Annotated in this window: 13 protein-coding genes; 1 reads left to right on the top strand and 12 read right to left on the bottom strand. The window is 44.8% G+C overall.

Going from position 1 to position 19,916, the window contains the following annotated elements; all coding sequences use genetic code 11:
* The 4 genes from AB4Z33_RS23210 to AB4Z33_RS23195 all read right to left on the bottom strand — a co-directional run.
* Positions 1-214, bottom strand: a 214-nt coding sequence (locus tag AB4Z33_RS23210) for a sigma factor (RefSeq protein ID WP_442052170.1), incomplete at its 3' end; no start/stop codon positions are given.
* A gap of 124 nt (positions 215-338) precedes the next feature.
* Positions 339-1,196 (bottom strand): hypothetical protein, encoded by an 858-nt coding sequence (locus tag AB4Z33_RS23205; RefSeq protein WP_442052169.1) that lies wholly within the window; start codon positions 1,194-1,196, stop codon positions 339-341.
* Positions 1,196-2,227: a family 43 glycosylhydrolase gene (locus AB4Z33_RS23200; RefSeq protein WP_442052168.1), complete on the bottom strand. Its 1,032-nt coding sequence runs from the start codon at positions 2,225-2,227 to the stop codon at positions 1,196-1,198. The genes AB4Z33_RS23205 and AB4Z33_RS23200 overlap by 1 nt, the downstream gene beginning before the upstream one ends.
* 43 nt (positions 2,228-2,270) lie before the next feature.
* A complete protein-coding gene (locus AB4Z33_RS23195; RefSeq protein ID WP_442052167.1) occupies positions 2,271-5,327 on the bottom strand; it encodes a glycoside hydrolase family 2 TIM barrel-domain containing protein in 3,057 nt (1,018 codons plus the stop codon).
* A 228-nt stretch (positions 5,328-5,555) separates the two neighbouring features.
* Between AB4Z33_RS23195 and AB4Z33_RS23190 the strand changes: the two genes are divergently transcribed.
* Complete coding sequence (locus AB4Z33_RS23190) at positions 5,556-6,380, top strand: helix-turn-helix domain-containing protein (protein WP_442052166.1); 825 nt, start codon at positions 5,556-5,558, stop codon at positions 6,378-6,380.
* Here the strand turns inward: AB4Z33_RS23190 and AB4Z33_RS23185 are convergent, their stop codons facing one another.
* From AB4Z33_RS23185 to AB4Z33_RS23150, 8 genes are all read right to left on the bottom strand, one after another.
* Positions 6,381-7,982 carry a helix-turn-helix domain-containing protein gene (locus tag AB4Z33_RS23185; RefSeq protein ID WP_442052165.1) on the bottom strand — a complete coding sequence of 534 codons (1,602 nt, stop codon included), beginning with the start codon at positions 7,980-7,982 and terminating at the stop codon, positions 6,381-6,383. It abuts the gene before it with no gap.
* Positions 7,979-9,589, bottom strand: coding sequence for a sensor histidine kinase (locus tag AB4Z33_RS23180; protein ID WP_442052164.1), 1,611 nt, complete (start codon positions 9,587-9,589; stop codon positions 7,979-7,981). The genes AB4Z33_RS23185 and AB4Z33_RS23180 overlap by 4 nt, the downstream gene beginning before the upstream one ends.
* A 224-nt stretch (positions 9,590-9,813) precedes the next feature.
* Positions 9,814-11,415 (bottom strand): extracellular solute-binding protein, encoded by a 1,602-nt coding sequence (locus AB4Z33_RS23175; protein WP_442052163.1) that lies wholly within the window; start codon positions 11,413-11,415, stop codon positions 9,814-9,816.
* Positions 11,416-11,481: 66 nt separating this feature from the next.
* Entirely contained in the window at positions 11,482-12,345 is an 864-nt protein-coding gene (locus AB4Z33_RS23170; protein ID WP_442052162.1) for a carbohydrate ABC transporter permease, read from the bottom strand.
* A 10-nt stretch (positions 12,346-12,355) separates the two neighbouring features.
* Entirely contained in the window at positions 12,356-13,312 is a 957-nt protein-coding gene (locus AB4Z33_RS23165; RefSeq protein ID WP_442052161.1) for an ABC transporter permease, read from the bottom strand.
* Positions 13,313-13,503: 191 nt separating this feature from the next.
* Complete coding sequence (locus tag AB4Z33_RS23160) at positions 13,504-15,615, bottom strand: glycoside hydrolase family 52 protein (RefSeq protein WP_442052160.1); 2,112 nt, start codon at positions 15,613-15,615, stop codon at positions 13,504-13,506.
* Positions 15,616-15,644: 29 nt separating this feature from the next.
* Positions 15,645-18,728 (bottom strand): heparinase II/III domain-containing protein, encoded by a 3,084-nt coding sequence (locus tag AB4Z33_RS23155; protein ID WP_442052159.1) that lies wholly within the window; start codon positions 18,726-18,728, stop codon positions 15,645-15,647.
* Between the two features lie 138 nt (positions 18,729-18,866).
* On the bottom strand, positions 18,867-19,859 hold the full coding sequence (locus AB4Z33_RS23150) for an S-layer homology domain-containing protein (RefSeq protein ID WP_442052158.1): 993 nt from the start codon (positions 19,857-19,859) through the stop codon (positions 18,867-18,869).
* Positions 19,860-19,916: the final 57 nt, after the last annotated feature.

Genomic DNA, 19,916 nt, shown 5'->3' with positions numbered 1-19,916 from the left:
TCGCCAGCTTCGTGCCTTTGCCGGTCTGGAAGCTCTCGATCGCCTTGATGAGACCGATCGTGCCGATCGAGATTAAATCTTCGAGATCCTCGCCCGTGTTATCGAATTTTTTGACATTGTGAACACGATCAGATGTAATATGACTCACTAACGTAAATCTGAAACTCCCCGCCTGATACCCGTTTTTGTCTTGTTGTAAGTGAACATTGTACATGTCTTTCGCGTTGCTGTCATTTCGAAAATTGAATTCAYGTCCAGTTAGGCCAATATCCTCACCAAATCCATATAGCAGTAATATTGAATGCTACTCTCGGTTCCAGCAGATATAACGAATGGCTTCACATAACATTCCCAATTACACGAACCCTTATTGTCCACGAACGTTCTCCAACTAATACCGTGATCTCTGTTCTCCCTTCCTTAATAGCGTATACCCTCCCACTATTCACGGATATGATCTCAGAATGACACTCATACCGCGCTATAGAAGAGATGTCCTCTTGGTGACCGAAGCCATCTGAGCGATATTCCCCGAAGAAATCATATTCGCCTTTTCGCACTGTCAAATCATTTGTTTCCACGCAGATTTCCCCTGCACTTGCTGGGCCTGAATGCGAATAATGGAACCAATCAACATCAATAAAGCCTTCATCCTTTTTGTCATTAAAGGTATATATCCCAATGTTATCTCCTCGATAACCGCCCCACCTTAGCGAATATTCATCTCCTAATGAAGTGAATCGACAACCATCAAAGCTGTAATAGAATTGACTCACGCAAGATGCGTTTACACTCGTCCGAAGCCATATGGTATTCTGCTCGTTCRGCAGCCAAGGTCCTTCGACGATGTTACCGTTTGATTCATACTTTAACTTTCTTCTTAGTTCGCATTGAACAACCCCAATATTGCAATAGTCAGTCCCTCCGTTGAAGTGTGAGAGGCCGGCTTCTTGTCCTTCAAACATCCCCTTCAGATCAAACTTGATATCCGCCTGTACAACAGAAGCAAGAAAATATCGCTGTGCAATCGTATTGCCTGCATGGAAGAAGCTCCCTCGTTTAAGGCGCCCGAATGCTCTTAATCGCAAATACCCTTGTCTCTCGTTTAACGACCAATACTCATCACGGGGCGAGTGATTCCAAAACCATATGGGAGATAAGGTCGAGGCGTTAAAGTCGTCACTGTGCTGTGGCATTACCACAGGATATCCTTGATTCGGCTTTTGATGCCGCCATACCATCGAACCATTAGGAATCCCTTTCTCGGAGCTACCCATAAAAGGCCAATCTTCCATCCAAACGACCGGCACAAGATGAACCCTTCTACCTGCCGCACCGCCATCGTCATATTGTCCAATGAAGTACCAGTCCCCCTGGGGAGTATCAATAAAACCACCTTGGGAAGGAAACTGATGTCCGAGAAAACGCACCTCGTAAATACCAGGGTCACCCGGACCGCCAGCAGAGCCATCCTGCTTGATACCATAGAGATGTCTGGCCCTTTTAACATACCCCCCACGTCCTGCAGGACTTCTGCCTTGAAAGTCGACATTAAACAAATAGTAGTAGCCGTTACGCTAAAAATTTTGTTCCCTTCCGTTCCTTCGATTTGGTAGAAAATTGTACCGCTTTGGGGTAAATTATCTACATCTGCATCTAGAAGCCTGGTGCCATCTGGGCTCATTCGAAACAAATAAAGAGAATGTGTTCCTAAATAAGCCGCTGCCATATAGGCTTCTCCATTATCATCCCAGAAAACGTCCGGATCTGTCCACGGCTCCGCACGCATCGGCTTGCCATTTTTGTCTTCCAGCTGCCTTACTTCCCAGGGCCCAACAGCTTCTTCAGCAGTAGCTGAAAAGAACCCCTCTCCTTTGTAGCAATTGACATAAACCCGGAACTTCCCATTAACATAGTGAATCGACGGGGCAAATACACCTGCTCCATAATTATTGATATGATCCCAGCGAAATCGAGGCCCTAATATTCCTACATCAGGAATGGCATGGCTAACTGTTTGCCAATTCACCAAATCCTTGGAGTGTAGTATATCAACCCCTCCGGATTGTTGAAAAGTTGAGACTGCCATGAAATAATCCTCTCCAACCCGAACGACATCAGGATCACTATAATCGGCCGGCAGAATCGGATTGCAATACGTGCCATCTCCCTGGTCTCCCCACTTCGATGGGAATCCTGCGTTTATGAAACGGTGCTTGTCTCTCATAGTCCTCCAACTCCTAATAGAATACTCAGGTTAATAATCGTGTTTAGAACAATTCATCTTCTTTAAATACGGGCAAGATCGTCAACGAGAATTGAATGTTCTTTTCCTCAAGCCGATACGCTTCAAGCAGTTCAGGCCCACAAGATGCCGAACCGACACCGCTCATTTTATAGTCGACATGAACAAATGTCTGCTCCCGCTCCTGAAGCTCATAATCATGAACCGCTTGCTCCAAGTCACTTACACTGTATTTGGAAGCATTAAATGAGAACGAATCCTGTGAGCTGAATAAAAGCCCCATGCCTAACCGGTTGGATACGACAGCCCACTCCGTCCCATAACGGGACCCATTTTCTTGCGGCATAATATAGTTTTCATGGAGCTCTTGCACCGTTTTAACATAACGTCCCATTCGGACGCTGTGCTTCTTATCGATATAGCTCTCATGGGGTCCAAAGCCGAAATATTCTACTTCGTTATTCCCTTGGGGCATGACGATCTCCAAACCAAAACGGGGTAAATAGACAAAGCTTTCTTTGTTCCTGACCTTCGTATCCGTTGACAGCGTAATCACTCCCCCCGCTTCTACACGCCATACGGTTGAGCCTCGCATAATCGTATACCGGTTCGAAGCTGCCAAGGAGAAGTATACCTTTATCTCAACAGCGGATGGGCTTACTTGCTCCCAATGGCATTCATAAACTTTGGTCTGCGCACGGTCATATCCTTCTGCCCGCCATTTCCGAACAGCATGAATATCGTTATCCAGCGGAGCTCGCCAAATGGAATAAGAAATGGGACGATCCAGCATTTCAAGCTCATTTCGCTGGATGCTTATGGGCATTCCTTGAACTAAACAGAAGACATAGCGGAAATCATGTCCGGTAACCGTTAATTCACCATTCTCTTCAACAACGGTTAGAGATGAATTGGCCTTCCTATTGCTGATAAGATTTGAAATGACGCTATCCTTTTCCTTTTCTTGAAGCACAAATTGCGCAAAGGCGATCTCATGTCCAATTCCTCCCCAAGCAACATCCTGATTAAGCCGGAATGACAAGGACAGATAGCTGCTGCCATGGGAATTAGGTAAGCTGTAAGGCAGCACCATTGCCTGTTGTTGACCTGCTTGTACTTCAAGCTGCCACACTTGTCCTTGTTCCTGCAAGTTGCCGTCAAGCTCTACTTTCCAATAGAGAGAAACATGGGACAAATCAACAAAATCATAAAGATTTTCAATTAACAGGCTTCCCTTCGATAAATCCTTAGGCCTCACCCGAATCGGTGCTATAGCCTGCTTGAGCTCAAGCAAGCCTGTATGCGGTCTGCGGTCGGGATAAACAAGTCCATCGATGCAGAAATTGCCGTCATGAGGGCGGTCATGATCTCCAAGGTCTCCGCCGTAAGCATAATAAGATCTTCCATCCGTCGTCTTAGCCAACATCCCGTGGTCGCTCCATTCCCACACACAGCCGCCCATCAGCTTAGGATATTTATAAATGACATCCCAATAGTCCCTCAGATCCCCCGAGCTATTCCCCATCGCATGACTGTATTCGCACAGAAACATCGGTAGCTCGTTGTTCTCATTTTGGGCATAGGTTTCTAGATCCTTTACGGACGCATACATCTTGCTTTCCATGTCCAGACAAGAGATATCCGAATGACCCTTCATTTCAGGTGCCGTGCATTCATAATGAACCAGGCGCGACGTGTCTCTTTCCMTTGTCCATTTGGCCATTGCGATATGGTTCAAGCTATAACCCGATTCATTTCCCATCGACCAAATGACGACGGAAGGCTGGTTCTTATCCCTTTCAACCATACGAACCGCCCGTTCCTTAAACGCTTCGAGCCAATCAGGATCAGCGGATAAAAAATGAAAGGAGCCGTTCTTGAATTCACCGGATTGCCCGGTACCATGACATTCAAGATCTGCTTCATCCATAATATAAAATCCATACTCATTGCACAGCTCCAGAAAGCGAGGGTCATTCGGGTAATGAGAGGTGCGAATCGTATTGATATTGTGCTGCTTCATAACAAGCAGGTCCTCGATCATAGCTTTCATCGGAACCGTGTGCCCCAATTCCGGATGCGAATCATGGCGATTGACCCCTTTAAGCTTTACCGCTTTTCCATTTAGGTGGAATACACTGTCTTTAACCTTTACCTGGCGAAATCCGACTTGGAATACTAATGTTTCATTGCCTGCCGATACGAACAACTTATACAGGTTGGGCATTTCAGCGCTCCAAAGGTCAGGCTGCTCCACCTCAAGCTCTATCGTTCCAGAGTAATCGATAACAGACTTGCCCTTAGCAATGGAGATTCCTTTCGAATCCTTCAATTCCGCGGTTACCTCAAGTACTCCGGTTGTTTCAATCTCCGACTGTAAAGTAGCTTTGGAGAAATCTGCTTGATGAACCTGCTTGTTGAACACATCGCGAATATACTGCTTGTCCCGTGCAATCATATACACATCTCGGAAAATGCCGTTAAAACGCCACATATCCTGATCCTCAAGATAAGTTCCATCACACCACTTAAGAACCATTACCGCCATACGGTTAACCCCTGGACGCAAGAAGGATTGGATATTAAATTCAGCGGGCATCCGACTGCCTTGACTATAGCCGGCAAAATGACCATTCACCCATAAGTAGAAACAAGAACTAACGCCTTCAAATACGACGAAGCTTTCCTTGCCATCCCCGCTTGCAGTCACTGCAAAGTCACGGACATATAATCCGGCTGGATTAGCATCCGGTACATAGGGAGGGTCATTGGGGATCGGATAATGATAGTTCAAATAATGCATTTGGTCATACCCGTTCGTCTGCCAACAGGATGGAACAAGCAAATCATCCCAACTGCTCGTATCCCAATTAGCCAGATAGAAGGGCTCCCTAACTTCCTTAACACTAGAGCGATACTGAAATTTCCAGTTACCGTTAAGTGTCTGATAGAAAGGTGATCGTCCCCGGCGACCGCTTGCTGCCTCATCCACGCTTGAATAGGGAATATAATAAGCTCTTGCCGGCTCACGATTAATATGAAGGGTAGTTGGATCTTCCCAATATTTCTTGATTGACAGCATATGTAGTCTCCTCTGCTCATGGTTTAATCTGATTATATCGGTACAGAACCTTCGCAGATAGAATCCAATAGAGACAATTAATAGTACAAAACAGACATTTCTATCTCCACTTGAATATGTCTATTATATGAATTATTATTTTATATAAGACTTGATACACGATTAAAGATTATCTGAAATATAATACAAAAAAGACATGACGAGGTGTGCTCATTGCAGTGCTTGCCATTGAGGAGTAATGTTTCCCTAACCTTTGCGGGCGGCTTGCCCATTCGGGTCTACACGGTTGGAATGGATCGGCAAATCTCCATTACACGTCTTGAGGGCTTCTCAGCTCCACAAATTCTAATCACATTCAGCGGAACAGGCAGGTTCCGCCAGCTCGGCCAACCCTGGAAGCTTCTCGAGCCCGGCTCGCTGCTCTTTATTCCGGCCAACCTGCCTAATGAATATATGCCGCTTGATGAAGAGGTCTGGCATGTCGGATATACCACTTATTTGGAGAATGAAGGCGGGGTCCTGTCAAGCTGGGGATTTAAGGAACAATCATTTGTCGGCAAGCTGACCGACCTCACTCCTTTTTATTTATTAATAGAAAGAATCTGGTGCCACTCCGGTCCAGCGTATGATCCCTGGGCAGCAACAGAGGGGTTAATCTCGTTATGTATCGAAATATTCAAGCAAATGCACAGTAATCATTCTAACCCTATGCCTGTTCCGATCTCATCCGGCACTCTGCAGGACAGCATCGTGGACAACGCCATTCGTTTTATGCATGACCATTTGAATCGTAACATTACCGTCACCGAGCTGGCTTCCCGGGCAGGCTATTCCCCAAAGCAATTGACCCGCTTGTTCAAACAGCAAACCAGTCAAACTCCGATGCAATATTTGCAGGCGCTTCGCCTGCAAACCGCGCATCTCATGCTGATTGACAATCCGGGCATGACGGTCCGTCATGCAGCTGCTGCGGCAGGCATGGAGCCTGTCTATTTCAACCGGTTATATAGGCGCACATTTGGATGTACGCCTACAGAGTCCAGACGTTTATAATTAACTTTGGAAGCTCTTTCTAAATTCCGTAGGGGTAAGACCTGTCTTTTTCTTGAATACATCGCTAAAGTACGATCGTTCCTCATAACCGACAGCAGAAGCGACCTCTTGCAGCGGCGTCCCTTGTAGAATAAGCAGCTTGGCTTTTTCCATGCGTTCATTCACGACATATTGCAACACCGATTGCCCGGTTACTTTCTTAAACAGGTTGGAGTAATAGCTGGTGCTCAAATGGACCTGACGCGCATATTCATCAACCGTCTCATTTTTGTGCAAATTTTCATGGATATAAGCAATCGATTGATTAACGACGATATTCGCTGAAGCTTTTTGCTTGCTTCTGGTATGCTCGCAATACATCTGACATATGTCCGTGACAATTGATTTCAGCGCAATGATGGTGGATGTATGAAAAGTAATTTCTTGCATTTTTCTGTCTAATAACAAACTATCCTTATTCTCCAGATCTTCAAGCATCGCATTGCGAACGGTTACCATAAGTTCTATGCAAAATACCCTAATCTTCTCTGGAGTAGGCAGAGGCTGAATCTGATTCCATTCCCCGAAGATCTCATTAAGTACGAATTCGATCTTGTCAGATGCTCCGGAACGCAGAATGTAGATAAGTTCTTTTTCCTTTTCCGATGAAAGCGCAATTGGCGTGGACGACTCACCTGCATATTGCGGATAGGCAAAAACACTGTTCCCTCCAGAATAAAAGTTATAAGAAAGTGCATATACAGCCTGCTGATAAGTAATTGGTAATTCATAAATATTTTCAACAATAGTACCTACACCAATAGAAACCGTTACGCGGGTATATCTTGCGATATTTCCGCGGCCTTCCTCGGCTATATGCAGCAGATCGATCTCATCTCGAGCGTTGACGATACAAATAAAACGATTCATGCCATCTCGAAATACGACTGCCCTGGTATAGAGTGTAAGGGTCTCTTCAAGAATGTTCTGAAGTGCAAATCGGAGCAATTCAACCTCATTAATCGCTGTTTTACCTTCAGAAGCGAAATAATCATCGATTTCTACCGCAAAAACGGTAAACATACGTTCATCCATATCCACATTTAAAAAAGCCCATCTTTCATTCACTTTTTCAGGATGGGATTTATACTGCACAAGCAAATTCAAATATTCTTGTCTAAGCAGAGGCATACTCTCACGAAGCTTCCTTTCCATATCCTGCAAGTTGCGCTTTGTTTGGTTAGCCTCTTCCAGCACTTGTTTGGCTTTAAGGACAACATCGATTAATTGTTCCGGTGTAAACGGTTTTAGGATATAGTCAAATCCACCGAGCTGCACCACCTGCTGGGCATAGTTAAAATCGGAGTAACCGCTTATAAAAATCAACTTTGCACCTGTTTGATTTGCCTGCTCAATCATTTCGATGCCATTCAACTTAGGCATTCTGATATCGGTAATAATGATATCGGGATTGACTTCATCAATCAGCTTCAAACCATCCAGCCCGTTATAGGCCGTACCGGCTACCGCAATGCCATAATCGCTCCATGGAATATTACGAGTTATCCCATTAACAACGGATGGGATGTCAYCTACAACAACCATTGAAAAAACATTATTCATTCCAAATCTTCTCCTTCCGGCCGAATCGGTAGCAAAATTCGAATGACCGTTTTCTCGTGAGGTATGCTGCTCATTACAAATGAAGCTTTATGCCCAACATATAACTGGATTCTTTGATAGATATTGTGCAAGGCGAAACCTTTATTGGAGGAATGATTCGCGGCCAAGAACTGATTCATTTTCTCGTCCACATTGAAGCCGTTTCCGTTATCCTCTACCTGCATAATGAGACTATCTGCCTCTTTATACACCTCAATTCGAATAATTCCTCCCTCATGAACATCCTTAAATCCATGCAGAATCGCATTCTCCACTAAAGGCTGCAGCAGCAGTTTTAACGTTCGTATGTTCCTAACCTCATCGCTGCACGTTATCTCATAGTCAAAAAGCTGGTCATAGCAAAGTTTCTGAATGAGCAAATATTGCGTGACATGTTCAACCTCTTGTCCGACAGTAGTAAGCTCTTCTCCTTTATTTAAGCCCATACGAAATAGCAGCGATAAGGACATGATCATTTGCCTAACCTCATGGTGTTCATTCGAGTGGGACTTCCAAAGAATCGTGTTTAACGTATTATATAGAAAATGAGGATTGATCTGAGCTTGAAGCGCTTTCAGTTCGGCTAAACGTTCAGCCTTCTCCGCTCCCGTGCGCTCTTGGATCAACAGCTCAATCCGGTCAAGCATATGATTAAACCGCATGCCCACATGCGCAAATTCATCCTCGTATTCACTGATAAAGCGAACCGAAAGATCATCCTGTTCTACCTTTTTCATTACGACTTGCAATTGATTTAATGGTCGGAGGAGCCTGCTCGTTAATTTGCCGGAGATTAATAACGTCAATAAGACGAACAGTATAATCGTGCTTATGGTCATCCATTGAATTAACCGAACATCCTTTAATAGGGTATTCCTAGACATCAGGTGAACAATTAACCAATTATCCGGATACGCAACCGTCGAATAATTAACCAGATATTGGGTCCCCTTAAACGTATACTCAAAATGCCCTGTCTTACCGTCCAATTTGCTTCTGAAATGCTCATCTCCAGACAACTGGCTAGTGAGCGTATCTGTCTCGAATGCAAGCTTACCCGTTTCCGTAAACACCATTAGCTGCGCATCATCACCATTCATCATGACGTAATCGCGTATGGACGTTTCGCTTACATTAACGATCATTTTCAGATCGACATGAGAATTCGGTGAATAAGGTTCAAACAATAGACTTAGTACCTGCTTATCCCCCTTGAACAAATCATCCTTATGCGACTCTACCCAAGAGGGCAGCCTGCGGTCCAACAAGGGAGCTATCAAGCTTCTGTCAAAAGGAACGTCTTCCTTGCGTTCGTTCCGGTTTGAATAGAATTCTCCGACAGGCGTATTAATCAGAATAGACGCTATCCCAGGCTCTACAAGCTGCATTTGAAAAATGGGAGTTTGCAGCGACTTGTTTATCGCAAAATGCTCATAATAACTTGGTTTTTCCCCGGAATTGGCTCTGGCAATTAATTCATTAAACTGATCGCTGGATACGAAGGTAAGCACGGCCAATCTGATTTTCCGCAACTTTTCCTCCAGCCCTTGAGCAGATTTGTCAATCATTTCCTGATTTGAGGTGTATGACTTCTTCTCTAATATATTTGAGGCAATCGCATAGGATATAAACCCTGAAACAATGAGTGCGGCAGCGGTAAATAAACTAATGGACAACCAAATTCGTTTTCTGAATGTACTGGTATATAACCATTTCCTCATGTCAAGACACTCCCATACGGATGATGAAATGGACAATAGAGAAGCTGCAAGCAGCTTCTCTATCCTATCCACTATTTCATATTCAGATAACGCGTGTAAGCATCATTGTAGATTTGAAYATATTGTTCTACGCCGAGTTTTTTCATTTGATTCTTATACGCCGCGAAGTTAGAGGCTACATCTTCTCCGCCCATTACCCACTTCTGTGCTTTCTCTGCAAAGTACGTATCGATTTGTCCTTTAATGCTGTCGATTTGTTTTTGCTCATCTTCCGTAAAGCTCAGAGGAGGTAATGTATAATCTGTCGAAATAATATTATTGTCCTGATACTCTTTGATGCCTTTCAAAGCAATTTCATTCGTCCATTGCTCCTCATAAGAGAAGTCCTGCCAAGCGCCAAACTTAGGAAGCTGGGAGCCATACTCATCCGCCAGATAACCGTTAACGGCCGGTTGGCTTAAGACCTCTTCTGTGAAAATAGGTTTCCCGTCTACCATCGTGTAGGACTTGCCTTCAATGCCAAAGTTAAACATGCGGCGGCCTTCTTCTGTCCACCAGAAATCGAAATATTTCACTGCTTCTTCAATATGCTTGCTGCTCGACGAGATTCCCCAGCCGAAACCCRACAATTTCGCTCGTTTACCTACTTCAAATACTTTACCGGAAGCGCTTGCTGGCGGGGCAAAAGGAATTAACTCCAATCCAGCGACTTGATCCTTCAGAGAGGTATTGAAGTTAGAAGTGCTGGCGAACCAGTCATGCGTAGAACCTGCTGTATTATTACCCAGCAATGTTTCGCGCGCCTTTTCTCGCGTGTAAATTTCCTTATCGACTAGACCTTCTGCATACCATTTGGCAATATTCGAAATGCCAGTCTCGAATTGATCCTCGTAAGGGCCGAACACGAGCTTACCGTCTTTCAAATAGAAGGTATGATAAGCATCCCATAATGGCAGCAACGAATATACACCGATAACATTATCGCGTTGCATGAATGGAACCTCATCCTTCTTCTGGTTGCCGTTTGGATCTTGTTCACGGAACGCTTTCAATACTTCATAATATTGATCAACTGTCGTTGGTACTTGAAGATTCAACTTGTCCAGCCAGTCTTGACGAATGAACCAGCCTGTTGTAGCTGATCCGTCCGCTACAGCAGGGAATGTGTAAATCTTCCCGTCAGCTGCCGTAATCGCTTTTTTCACATCTTCATTAGCGTCCAGGAATTTCTTGAAATTAGGCGCAAATTGATCGATATAATCGTTTAGAGGCGTTAATGCGCCCTCAGATCCAATCGTGTTCAGATCACTGACATWATAAGAAATAATGTCTGGCAGCGTTCCGGAAGCCAGCATCAGGTTATACGCCTGCTTCTCTTCTCCGCCTGCCGGTGCGACATTGTTCAAGCTAATGTTCGTCAGCTCTGCCGCTTGTTTAAGAACAGGCGAATCCATCTCAATCGTGCCGCCGCCATCGAAATAGAAAATATTTAAATCCAATGGTTGACTGCTCGCCTTCGCAGGCGATTCCGCCGAAGAACTTTCAGGTGCTGCCGTTGCTGTACCTTTGTTATTCGTATTATTCTCTGTGTTGTTGCTATTGTTGCCGCAAGCCCCCAATAATGTTGAACCAATCAATGCCGTGGCCATGATCGCAGCCATTCTCTTGTTCATGTTGATCCTCCCAAATAAATTTATTATATCAAAACGAGACGCCTAGTTGACACCTCATTCTAGATATCATCCCTTTAACGAACCAATCATAACCCCTTTGACAAAGTGTCTTTGAATGAAAGGGTACACCAAGATGATTGGAACAATAGCTACGATGATCGTTGCATAAATAATGGTCTCACCTGTCGTATAGGAGAAGTCGCTCAGCATGCTCTCCGATGGTTTCATTTGAACTACCAGCTGATTCAACAATACTTGAAGGGGATATTTGTCCTTATCCCGAAGAAGAACCATCGCCCAGAAATACCCATTCCATCTTGATACAGCGTAAAACAAGGAGATTGTAGCCAATGAAGCCTTCGAGAGTGGCAGGACAATTCGAAATAACACCCTCACATCTCCCGCCCCGTCTATACGTGCCGCCTCTTCAATTTCTTCCGGAATCGCCTGGAAGAACGTCCGCAATATAATAAAGTTAAACGTGCTGACAGCAAACCCAATAATAATGCCCATTCGATTATCCAATAGATGCAAGTCTCTAAAGTTCAAATACATGGGGATCATGCCTGGGCCAAAAATAAGGGTAAAAGAAACTAATAAGTTGAAAAACGTACGGCCCTTTAACCTCTTTTTCGAAAGCGCATAGGCTCCGCAGATCGTTAAAATCATACTAACCAGCGTTCCCGCAACCGTATAATAGAGCGTGTTGGCATAACCCATCCATAGCCCGCTTTCAGCAAATACGGCTTGATACGCTGCTAAGGTGACTTCTTTGGGATAGATGAACACCTCCCCAGACACAACGGCTTTCGGCGAACTCATTGATGCGGATAAAACATAAAGAAAAGGATATAAGGTCAAAAATGCGAACAATCCAAGAAAAATATAGTTGAATGCATAAAAGATTTTCTCTCCGCGGCTCTCTATCATCTTCTGTCACCTACCACAATCCAGATTCGGTATACTTTTTGCTTATCTTATTGGCGAATACGATTAATATTAAGCTTACAATCGAATTAAACAGCCCTACAGCGGTCGCCATGTCGTATCGTCCATTAATAAGCCCTTCCCGATATACATAGGTCGAGATTACGTCGGCCGTAGAATAAGTCACCGGCTGGTATAAGAGAATGATAGCTTCGTAGCCTACATCCAGCAGACTTCCAATCTGCAAGATCAGCATAATCATGATCGTCGGCAAAATACCGGGTATCGTAACATGAACAACTCGTTTCCATTTCGAAGCTCCGTCTATGACAGCTGCCTCGTAAAGCTCCGTATTCACTCCTGCCAATGCCGCAATATAGATGATGGCAGCAAAACCCGTACCTTGCCAAATCGTCATTGAGTTTAGAATGGTCCTGAAGTATTCCGGTATGGCTAAGAAGTAAATTTTCTCCATTCCCAACTTTTCAATGAGCAAATTGACCAGACCTGAGCTTGGAGATAAAAAGTTGGTCACTATTCCTGCAATTATAACGACCGAAATAAAGTGAGGCATGTAGGTCAGCGTTTGAACGGTTTTTTTGAAGAATGCATGTTTCACTTCATTCAGAAGCAGCGCGAAGACGATCGGCGCAGGAAACACAAAGATTAACGAATAGAAACTAATAATTAGCGTGTTTTTTAATACCCGCCAAAAATACTCGCTCTGCAAGAACTGTTGAAAATGATCCAATCCCACCCAAGGACTTTGTTCGATTCCTTTAAAAACGCTGTAATCCTTAAATGCAATCTGGATGCCGTACATAGGTTTAAAGATGAAGATGGCATACCAAAGGATGAAAGGAGTCAGCAGGAGATAAAGAAACCAGTCCCTCTTCAATAAGGACCAAGCACCCGTTAATATTCCGCTGCGTGCTTGTTTTGTAATCTCTACACTCGTATTTGCTGTCACGTCTGCATAAGTCCTCCTCTTGTTTGTGTTTTTCTTTCGCTATGTCCTTATTCTAGCAACGACTCGGCAACTTGAAGAGGCAAATTCCTACTCCAATAGACCAAGAAACAACTGTATTCCTCGGACCCATAAAGCATGAAAAAAAAGAAGACCGGCAGCCCATATCCGATCTTCTCTATGTATTCATCTGCTTAGTCTTGCGCTTCGAGCAACCATAGGGTGGCCGTCACGCCACGCGGGTAATACTTGCTGCCGTGGATAACCCCGGAAATAATCTGATCGCTCCAGCTCCAATACGAATGCTCAGGATGAGTCAGCCATTCCGCATGCGCACGGTCAGAAGCCCGCTCCCTTTCATCCCATTCCAAGCCCAATATTTGACGTGCAACGAATTGGCACAAATACACTTTACTTAACCATGAATTGTTACTGGTAGAGGATAGCTTCCAGCCGCCGTCAGGGAACAAACAAACCTCCGGTTGAAGTACAGCCTCCAGATGCTGCTTAAGTGCGCGAATATAGGAACCAAAACGGCCTTCTGGATCCAGCGCTTCTTGGCAGCCCGAAACATAAGGGAAAACAAGTCCTTCGATTGCCGGAATAATTTTGGAATGATTGTTTTCTTGCATGACTGCCGGAATATACCCTTCGGCGGTTTGATTCGAAACGATGGTGGAAGCTGCTCTTTCCGCTTGAATTCCCGCTTCCTTGGCCTGTTCGGGTTGTTCCAGTTTCTTGAAGATGTTCTCCAGAACCACATAAGCCGCCCAGCATTTTCCCGCCAGATAGAGATTATTTCTCGCTTGTCCAAGTGATTCATCCAAGCTGTCATAGGTCGTGATTTCAGCGCCCCCTTCCGTCCTTGAGCTGTCTAACCCCATTATACCGTTACGCTTAAGCGGCTCCGGATGATCCCTATTCAACATACTGGCCATGCATTGCACGAATATTCCTTTATTTTCCAGCATCCATGCCAAGTCCTTTGTGCTCTCGACATAAGCAGCCGCGCAGAGAACCCAGTTCACAAGCTGCTCGTGGGTCATATGAGAGAAACAGCCATGTAGTCCCGCTTGCTCATAGGATGAATACTTTGGTCGAGAGAATACATTGGCCACTCCCATATCATGCGTAAAACTGATGCCCCCCGGAAAGAGGGTTTCACTGTCTGGATCAAATACATGATCCGTATAGCTATAGCGCTTAGTAAACCAATCAAGTTCATTGCGAACCGTCCATGCGTTCATCCTCAGCTCGTAAAACAACTGGTCCACCGTCAGATCGAACGTATTCATCATCCGGTATTCACCCTCATTCACAACCCAGAGAGGCTCTCCGTCATGCTCCAAAAACTCCGTGCTTCCATAATAACTGCGGATCGCATGCGTTAACATGAATTTCTGATCTTCTGACAGCCGAGATTGATCAACGATACTGTTGGATTGGACACACAATGAGGCCATGTCATCGAAGTGATGCAAGGAGTATGCCGCTACATCCTCAATCGATCGAAAGTAACGGGTATAATAATAAGCTGCGTCAAGCCCGGCTGTTACCACTCCGCCGCGATAGAAACAAACGGAGAATTGAAAGGTCTGCTTTTGCCCTGCGGGAACTTGCATCAACAGCGCTCCTACGCGTCCTAATCCAAAATGACGATTAAAATCATTGCCATTTAACAGAATCTTCTCCATCGTGAATCCCAAAGCAGATACAACATTCGGATCTCGGGAGACAATAGCCGTACTTCTGCCTTGTCCAATACCTGTAATCCCTGGTTCACAAGTATCCTCCATCATTCTCATAGAATAATAAGGATCATTGCCCTCCATACCAAAGAAAGCTCTTCTTGTCCGTTGTCCATTCGTATTATCAACCGTTAGCTCAACCCATACGGAAGGGGTAATGACCCGCTTTAGTTCTTCTTCAAGGCATGTTCTAGGATCAGGCACCTCCGCTACAAGCGAATACATACGAAATGTCAAATCTCCGGCTGCAAATTCATCCGTGCCCAATCGGAAATCCCGCGAGATCTCATCCTTACCAAAAGGAAGGATAAGCTTGTTTTCTTCCTCCGTATTTTGCTTCTCTACATCGTATCGGCTGCTTTCATCCTCGCCTTTGTCAAAGAACGGCAAAGCTTGATAATAGCTCCCGTCTTCAGACTGCAATCCAATATACATATTCTGATCAGCAGGCTTGCCAAGCTCAAGACCTAAGCCCCCCTTGGCTCCTGGAAACCCTAAGGTAAAGCTTGCAAATGCGCCTATAGGGGAATGATGGGCATTAAATAACAGATTGTTCATTACGTTCCTGATTCTCCTTTGAATTTCCTTTATTGTGTTAAGCAGATTTCAATTTGTTCATTTTCGAGGCTCACGATAGCCGTATCCTTATTTTTCATGGAGACCCGCAGTTGCTGCTGGTTTCTTGTTTTTGGATACAGCAGGGTTAAGAATCCGTCTTGCCCGTCTGAGGTTGCCCGAATATAATCCATCATACATACATTCGATTGTCCGCAGTCAAAGAACGGCGTTGACCGCCCCTTATCCAGCCAAATATGGTTCACTTTATTTAGAAAAACAACTTCCAAGTCCACATCATATACCCCTGTTGAATAAACCCTTTGCCCTTCAATAACAGTGTGATCTGCCGCCACCGGAAGGCTAAATAAGACTTCCCCTTCAAATTCCGTAATGGAATCTCGAATCAAATAGAAGTCAGCAGTCTTGAAGTAGGTTACTTGTCGAATGTGCTTTCCCTTTCCTTCCGGATTCATGATCTCGATGGCGATCGATTCTTTATCTTCTTCATGCCTGAATGACAATACACTGCTGGTTTTCGGAACATCCACCCAGCCCCGTTCGAGGCTGTACGTACCAGCAGATAGATTAATCATTTCATAAGTATTGTTCACACTAGTAGTCTGTGTCGTCTGAAACTGCAGACAAGCATGGGAATAGGAACTTATATGCCAATTCGTACTGCTGTCAAAATAACCTTCAATCCCAGAATCCATAACAAGCGGAACCGAGTTTTTGTACAAAATAAATGATCCTTGGTCAAGATGTCCATGCCCAATAGGATCTGGGCTCGACATAATCGCAAAATAATTTTGCCCCTCTTGCCTTTCGTTTCTAAAAATATAAATGCCCGCATGTTTGAAAGCTGCGCTGGATTCTAATTGAAGCAGCCCATCTGGCTTGTACTCGCTTCCGACAGCAAGCAGATTTTCAAAAACGACAGCCTCGCCCCACAGGTCCTTCATGGGTTGGCCAGCCAACTTCCACGTATGATACATCCGGTCAGCCAGCCCTTTATCGATTACTTCGATTTCATTCATATGATTCGCAAAGCAAGCAAACTCCGAGCCGTCTCGCAGGGCATGATCCCCAAATGGAKGTGTCCCAATTCGATGATTGAAATACCGGTACGGCGGGGTTTGCGTCTGCAGCATAAACTCAAACATTCCCTTTAATGGCGTAGTCTCAAATAGATTTTCACCCATAACATGTTTAACCACCTTAGCGTAGCCGGAGAAACGCTCAAGAGCAGCTGTATGATAACGAATGGATTCGGGCCAAGAATGATCCGGATTAATATTGAGCCTCAGCTGTGAAATTAACACCATATGAGCGTTGTAGAGCCATGCTTTGCGATTCGGAAAATCCTCTAATACGAGCATCATATAAGCGGTTCCTGCACACATATCCGTCTGCCAATTGCTGCAGCCATTCTGAGCTTCATAAGGGGATAATTCGGTCCGGTCTCTAAGATCGAGCATGTACCTTAACAAATACGAAATGAGGGCATAAAACTGCTGCTTTTCTTCGTTAGAAAATACGCCAGCATCCTTAATGAGGGAGTAGGTAACCGCTATACTGCACAACATTCTTCCGCCCTGCACAGCCCCGTAAGAATCGCTGCCTTCCGGACGCAAATTGGTCACCATCCAGTGCTCCGCGCCTTGACAAAAATCATTCAGCGTATATAAGATTTCATACTTCGCTTTCTTGGCATAGGTCAAATCATCTGTAAAAGCATACTGAATCGCATCGCATTGCATCGTCAATAGAAAGCAAAAATTCGGAAGAGAAGATTTCCTGTTGAACGTATACTCGAAGCGATCAATGAACATCCCGTCAGTATCTTTATAAGTAACGACAGCTTGTAACCCTTTTTTGAGTTTTCCGTCCAGCTTCGCCGCAAACGTAAGGGTATACGATGAACCGCCTTCAATGGCAAAATCCCGGTTATAGTTCCAAGCGCCTTCATCGTTGCCCGTCGGATTACAGAGATACACCGATTTGTTAACGGTATTGTCCTGTTGTTTGAACAATTGCCTGTCTCCGCCGCCGCAGTATGGGTACGTTTCTTCCCACTTAAATTGCGGATTGCCTTTTCTCGCTTGAGGCTCCCAATAAGAGGGGCCAGCTTTGCCTTCCTCGAACCCGCTGTTTACGATTTCGAGACCTTTCCCGCTTGCCGATAAAATATGAACATTATCTATCCAAACATGCCCGAGTCCCTCCGATTCATTATCTTCTGATGGGAGCACGAAAGAGATCGTCGCTTTTACCGCATTATTCGGTGCTTTGAAATTTGCTATTTTATCTGTAAAGCTCCATGCATAAAATTTCGAATTAATAGCGTCGTAATTCACGGGTTCGATTACAAAGGACTGATAGGCTTGGGTTATGTAATCCAAACTGTACCTATCGGCGATTTCTTGAATTCGCATCGCTTCCTGTTTGATTAGAACGTCCTGCCCGGCTCTCTCCTTAATGCGCTGCAGATCGCTTTTATTGACATATATGCTGGAAGAGGAATCGACATCTGTCCGCAAAATGCGTGAATGCCGATAGTCTCTCAATGTGTTATAGACGTCTACGATGGCCAAGGCTAAGCTTGCATTCGAGCTGGTTATATCCGCGATCAGCTTGCCATCCTGCAGCTTCTTTAACGATTGCGTAAGTCTTTCCTTACAATCTGCGTCATGCTGGCCTACTTCATGACCGGTATTAGAACAATCTAGTAATTCCACAGCTTTAGCCGTCACGAATTCGGCTTTTTCTTGAAGCGTGTATGTCGCTTCGTTCCGTACATCCTGCTGCTCAAACCAGGCTAATGCTTCTTCCAGACCATAATCGCGATGGACATGATTAGATTGGTTATAGGGCGGTGACATCGTATATCGTTTTGTTGCAAATAATATAGATTCATCTTCTCTTGCGAGAAGAAACTCGCGATTTCTTATAAACGGCAACCGGTCCACTCCATTCAGAGCTTGAGTAGCTGCATCCACCATATCTGTTAAAGCCAGTTTCGCTCCGTCCGTATAATAACGGCCTTGTGTCTCAAGCAGGAATAGGGAACGATCGACTAACGATCTCAACTTGATTGCGTTAACTGCCGGCATGCTGCTCCTCCTTGTCTAATAAAAAGCAGGTCAAGAACCTGTTTGGTTCCTGACCCGATTTGATCTAGCCACATTATGACATGAACGCCTTACGCTGTGGAGGCAAAAAACAACTGTATACCATGGAAATTCTATGAATCATTCTTTTTGCTCTAACAGTTTCATAATGGCTGTTATCGCCTCGGCGCGAGTCACGATCGTATTCGGTGAAAATCGATTATGACCAACCCCTCGCATAATGCCGGCACTCACAACCTCGTTAACGGAAGACTTCGCCCAAGCTGGGATGGCAGATGCATCATCAAATGGAGAGGATGGAAGAGTTGTGCTTTTTTTTCCGAACGCCCGATTAACAATGACCGCCATTTCCGCCCTCGTCATAACCAGATTCGGACGGAAGGTTTGGTCTGAWTAGCCGGTAATTAATTTGGCATCTRCCGCTGCTTGGACACTGGGCATCGCCCACGGAGCTATTTTCTCCTTATCGGCAAAAGTGAGGTCCCCGCTTTTAGGAGCAAGCTGCAGAGCACGTACGATCATCGCTGTAAACTCTGCTCTTGTAACCTCTTTTTTCGGACGGAAGGTGCCATCGCTGTATCCTTCAACCAATCCCCGTTCTAACGCCGTTAGAATGGCAGCTTCTGCCCAGTGTCCGTTAACATCAGTAAATCCCCCCGTTGTTTGGACATTAAGAACCAACTCCGGCGTTACGACGGACATAGTAAGCTTGGAATCCACAAGCTTAATCTCATGCAATGTAATCGTGCTTGCCCCGCTGCCAATCTGGGCAAAGGTCATCGTTGTTAATACCCGCTCACCGTTCTCTCCGGCTATTTGCCCTACTTTAGTATGAGCAATTCGAAGATCATTTCCGACTTTTATTGGACTTACCGAATACCCCGCTATCTCGCTTTTTTCTTCTACTAGCCTTAACCATTTCGCATTGTATTCTAAGTTTAATTCAAACGCATATAAGTCCTGAAGATCATGACCAATGACAGCCACAGTTATCTGGTTATCGATGGTTGGAAGAAGGACAAGCTCAAAAACGGGTTCCGACTGCTTAGCTGAAACCGCCATAGGAACGAGTAACAATAAAATGAGCAAAAAAAAGAAAACCTTTGTTTTCAATCCACGTCATCCCTTCTGGTCTTATTGGGAAGGAAGACGCCGTAACGTCTTCCTTCA

The organism is Paenibacillus sp. 2TAB19 (assembly GCF_052115185.1).
Lineage (GTDB): Bacteria > Bacillota > Bacilli > Paenibacillales > Paenibacillaceae > Pristimantibacillus.
The sequence above is the reverse complement of the archived record's forward strand: the minus strand, read 5'-3'. Positions and strand labels throughout refer to the sequence as shown.

Bases quoted from the DNA above. Each gene is read 5' to 3' on its own strand.
- AB4Z33_RS23200 (WP_442052168.1), bottom strand. From the start codon at position 2,227: ATGAGAGACAAGCACCGTTTCATAAACGCAGGATTCCCATCGAAGTGG.
- AB4Z33_RS23180 (WP_442052164.1), bottom strand. From the start codon at position 9,589: ATGATTGACAAATCTGCTCAAGGGCTGGAGGAAAAGTTGCGGAAAATC.
- AB4Z33_RS23170 (WP_442052162.1), bottom strand. From the start codon at position 12,345: ATGATAGAGAGCCGCGGAGAGAAAATCTTTTATGCATTCAACTATATT.
- AB4Z33_RS23160 (WP_442052160.1), bottom strand. From the start codon at position 15,615: ATGAACAATCTGTTATTTAATGCCCATCATTCCCCTATAGGCGCATTT.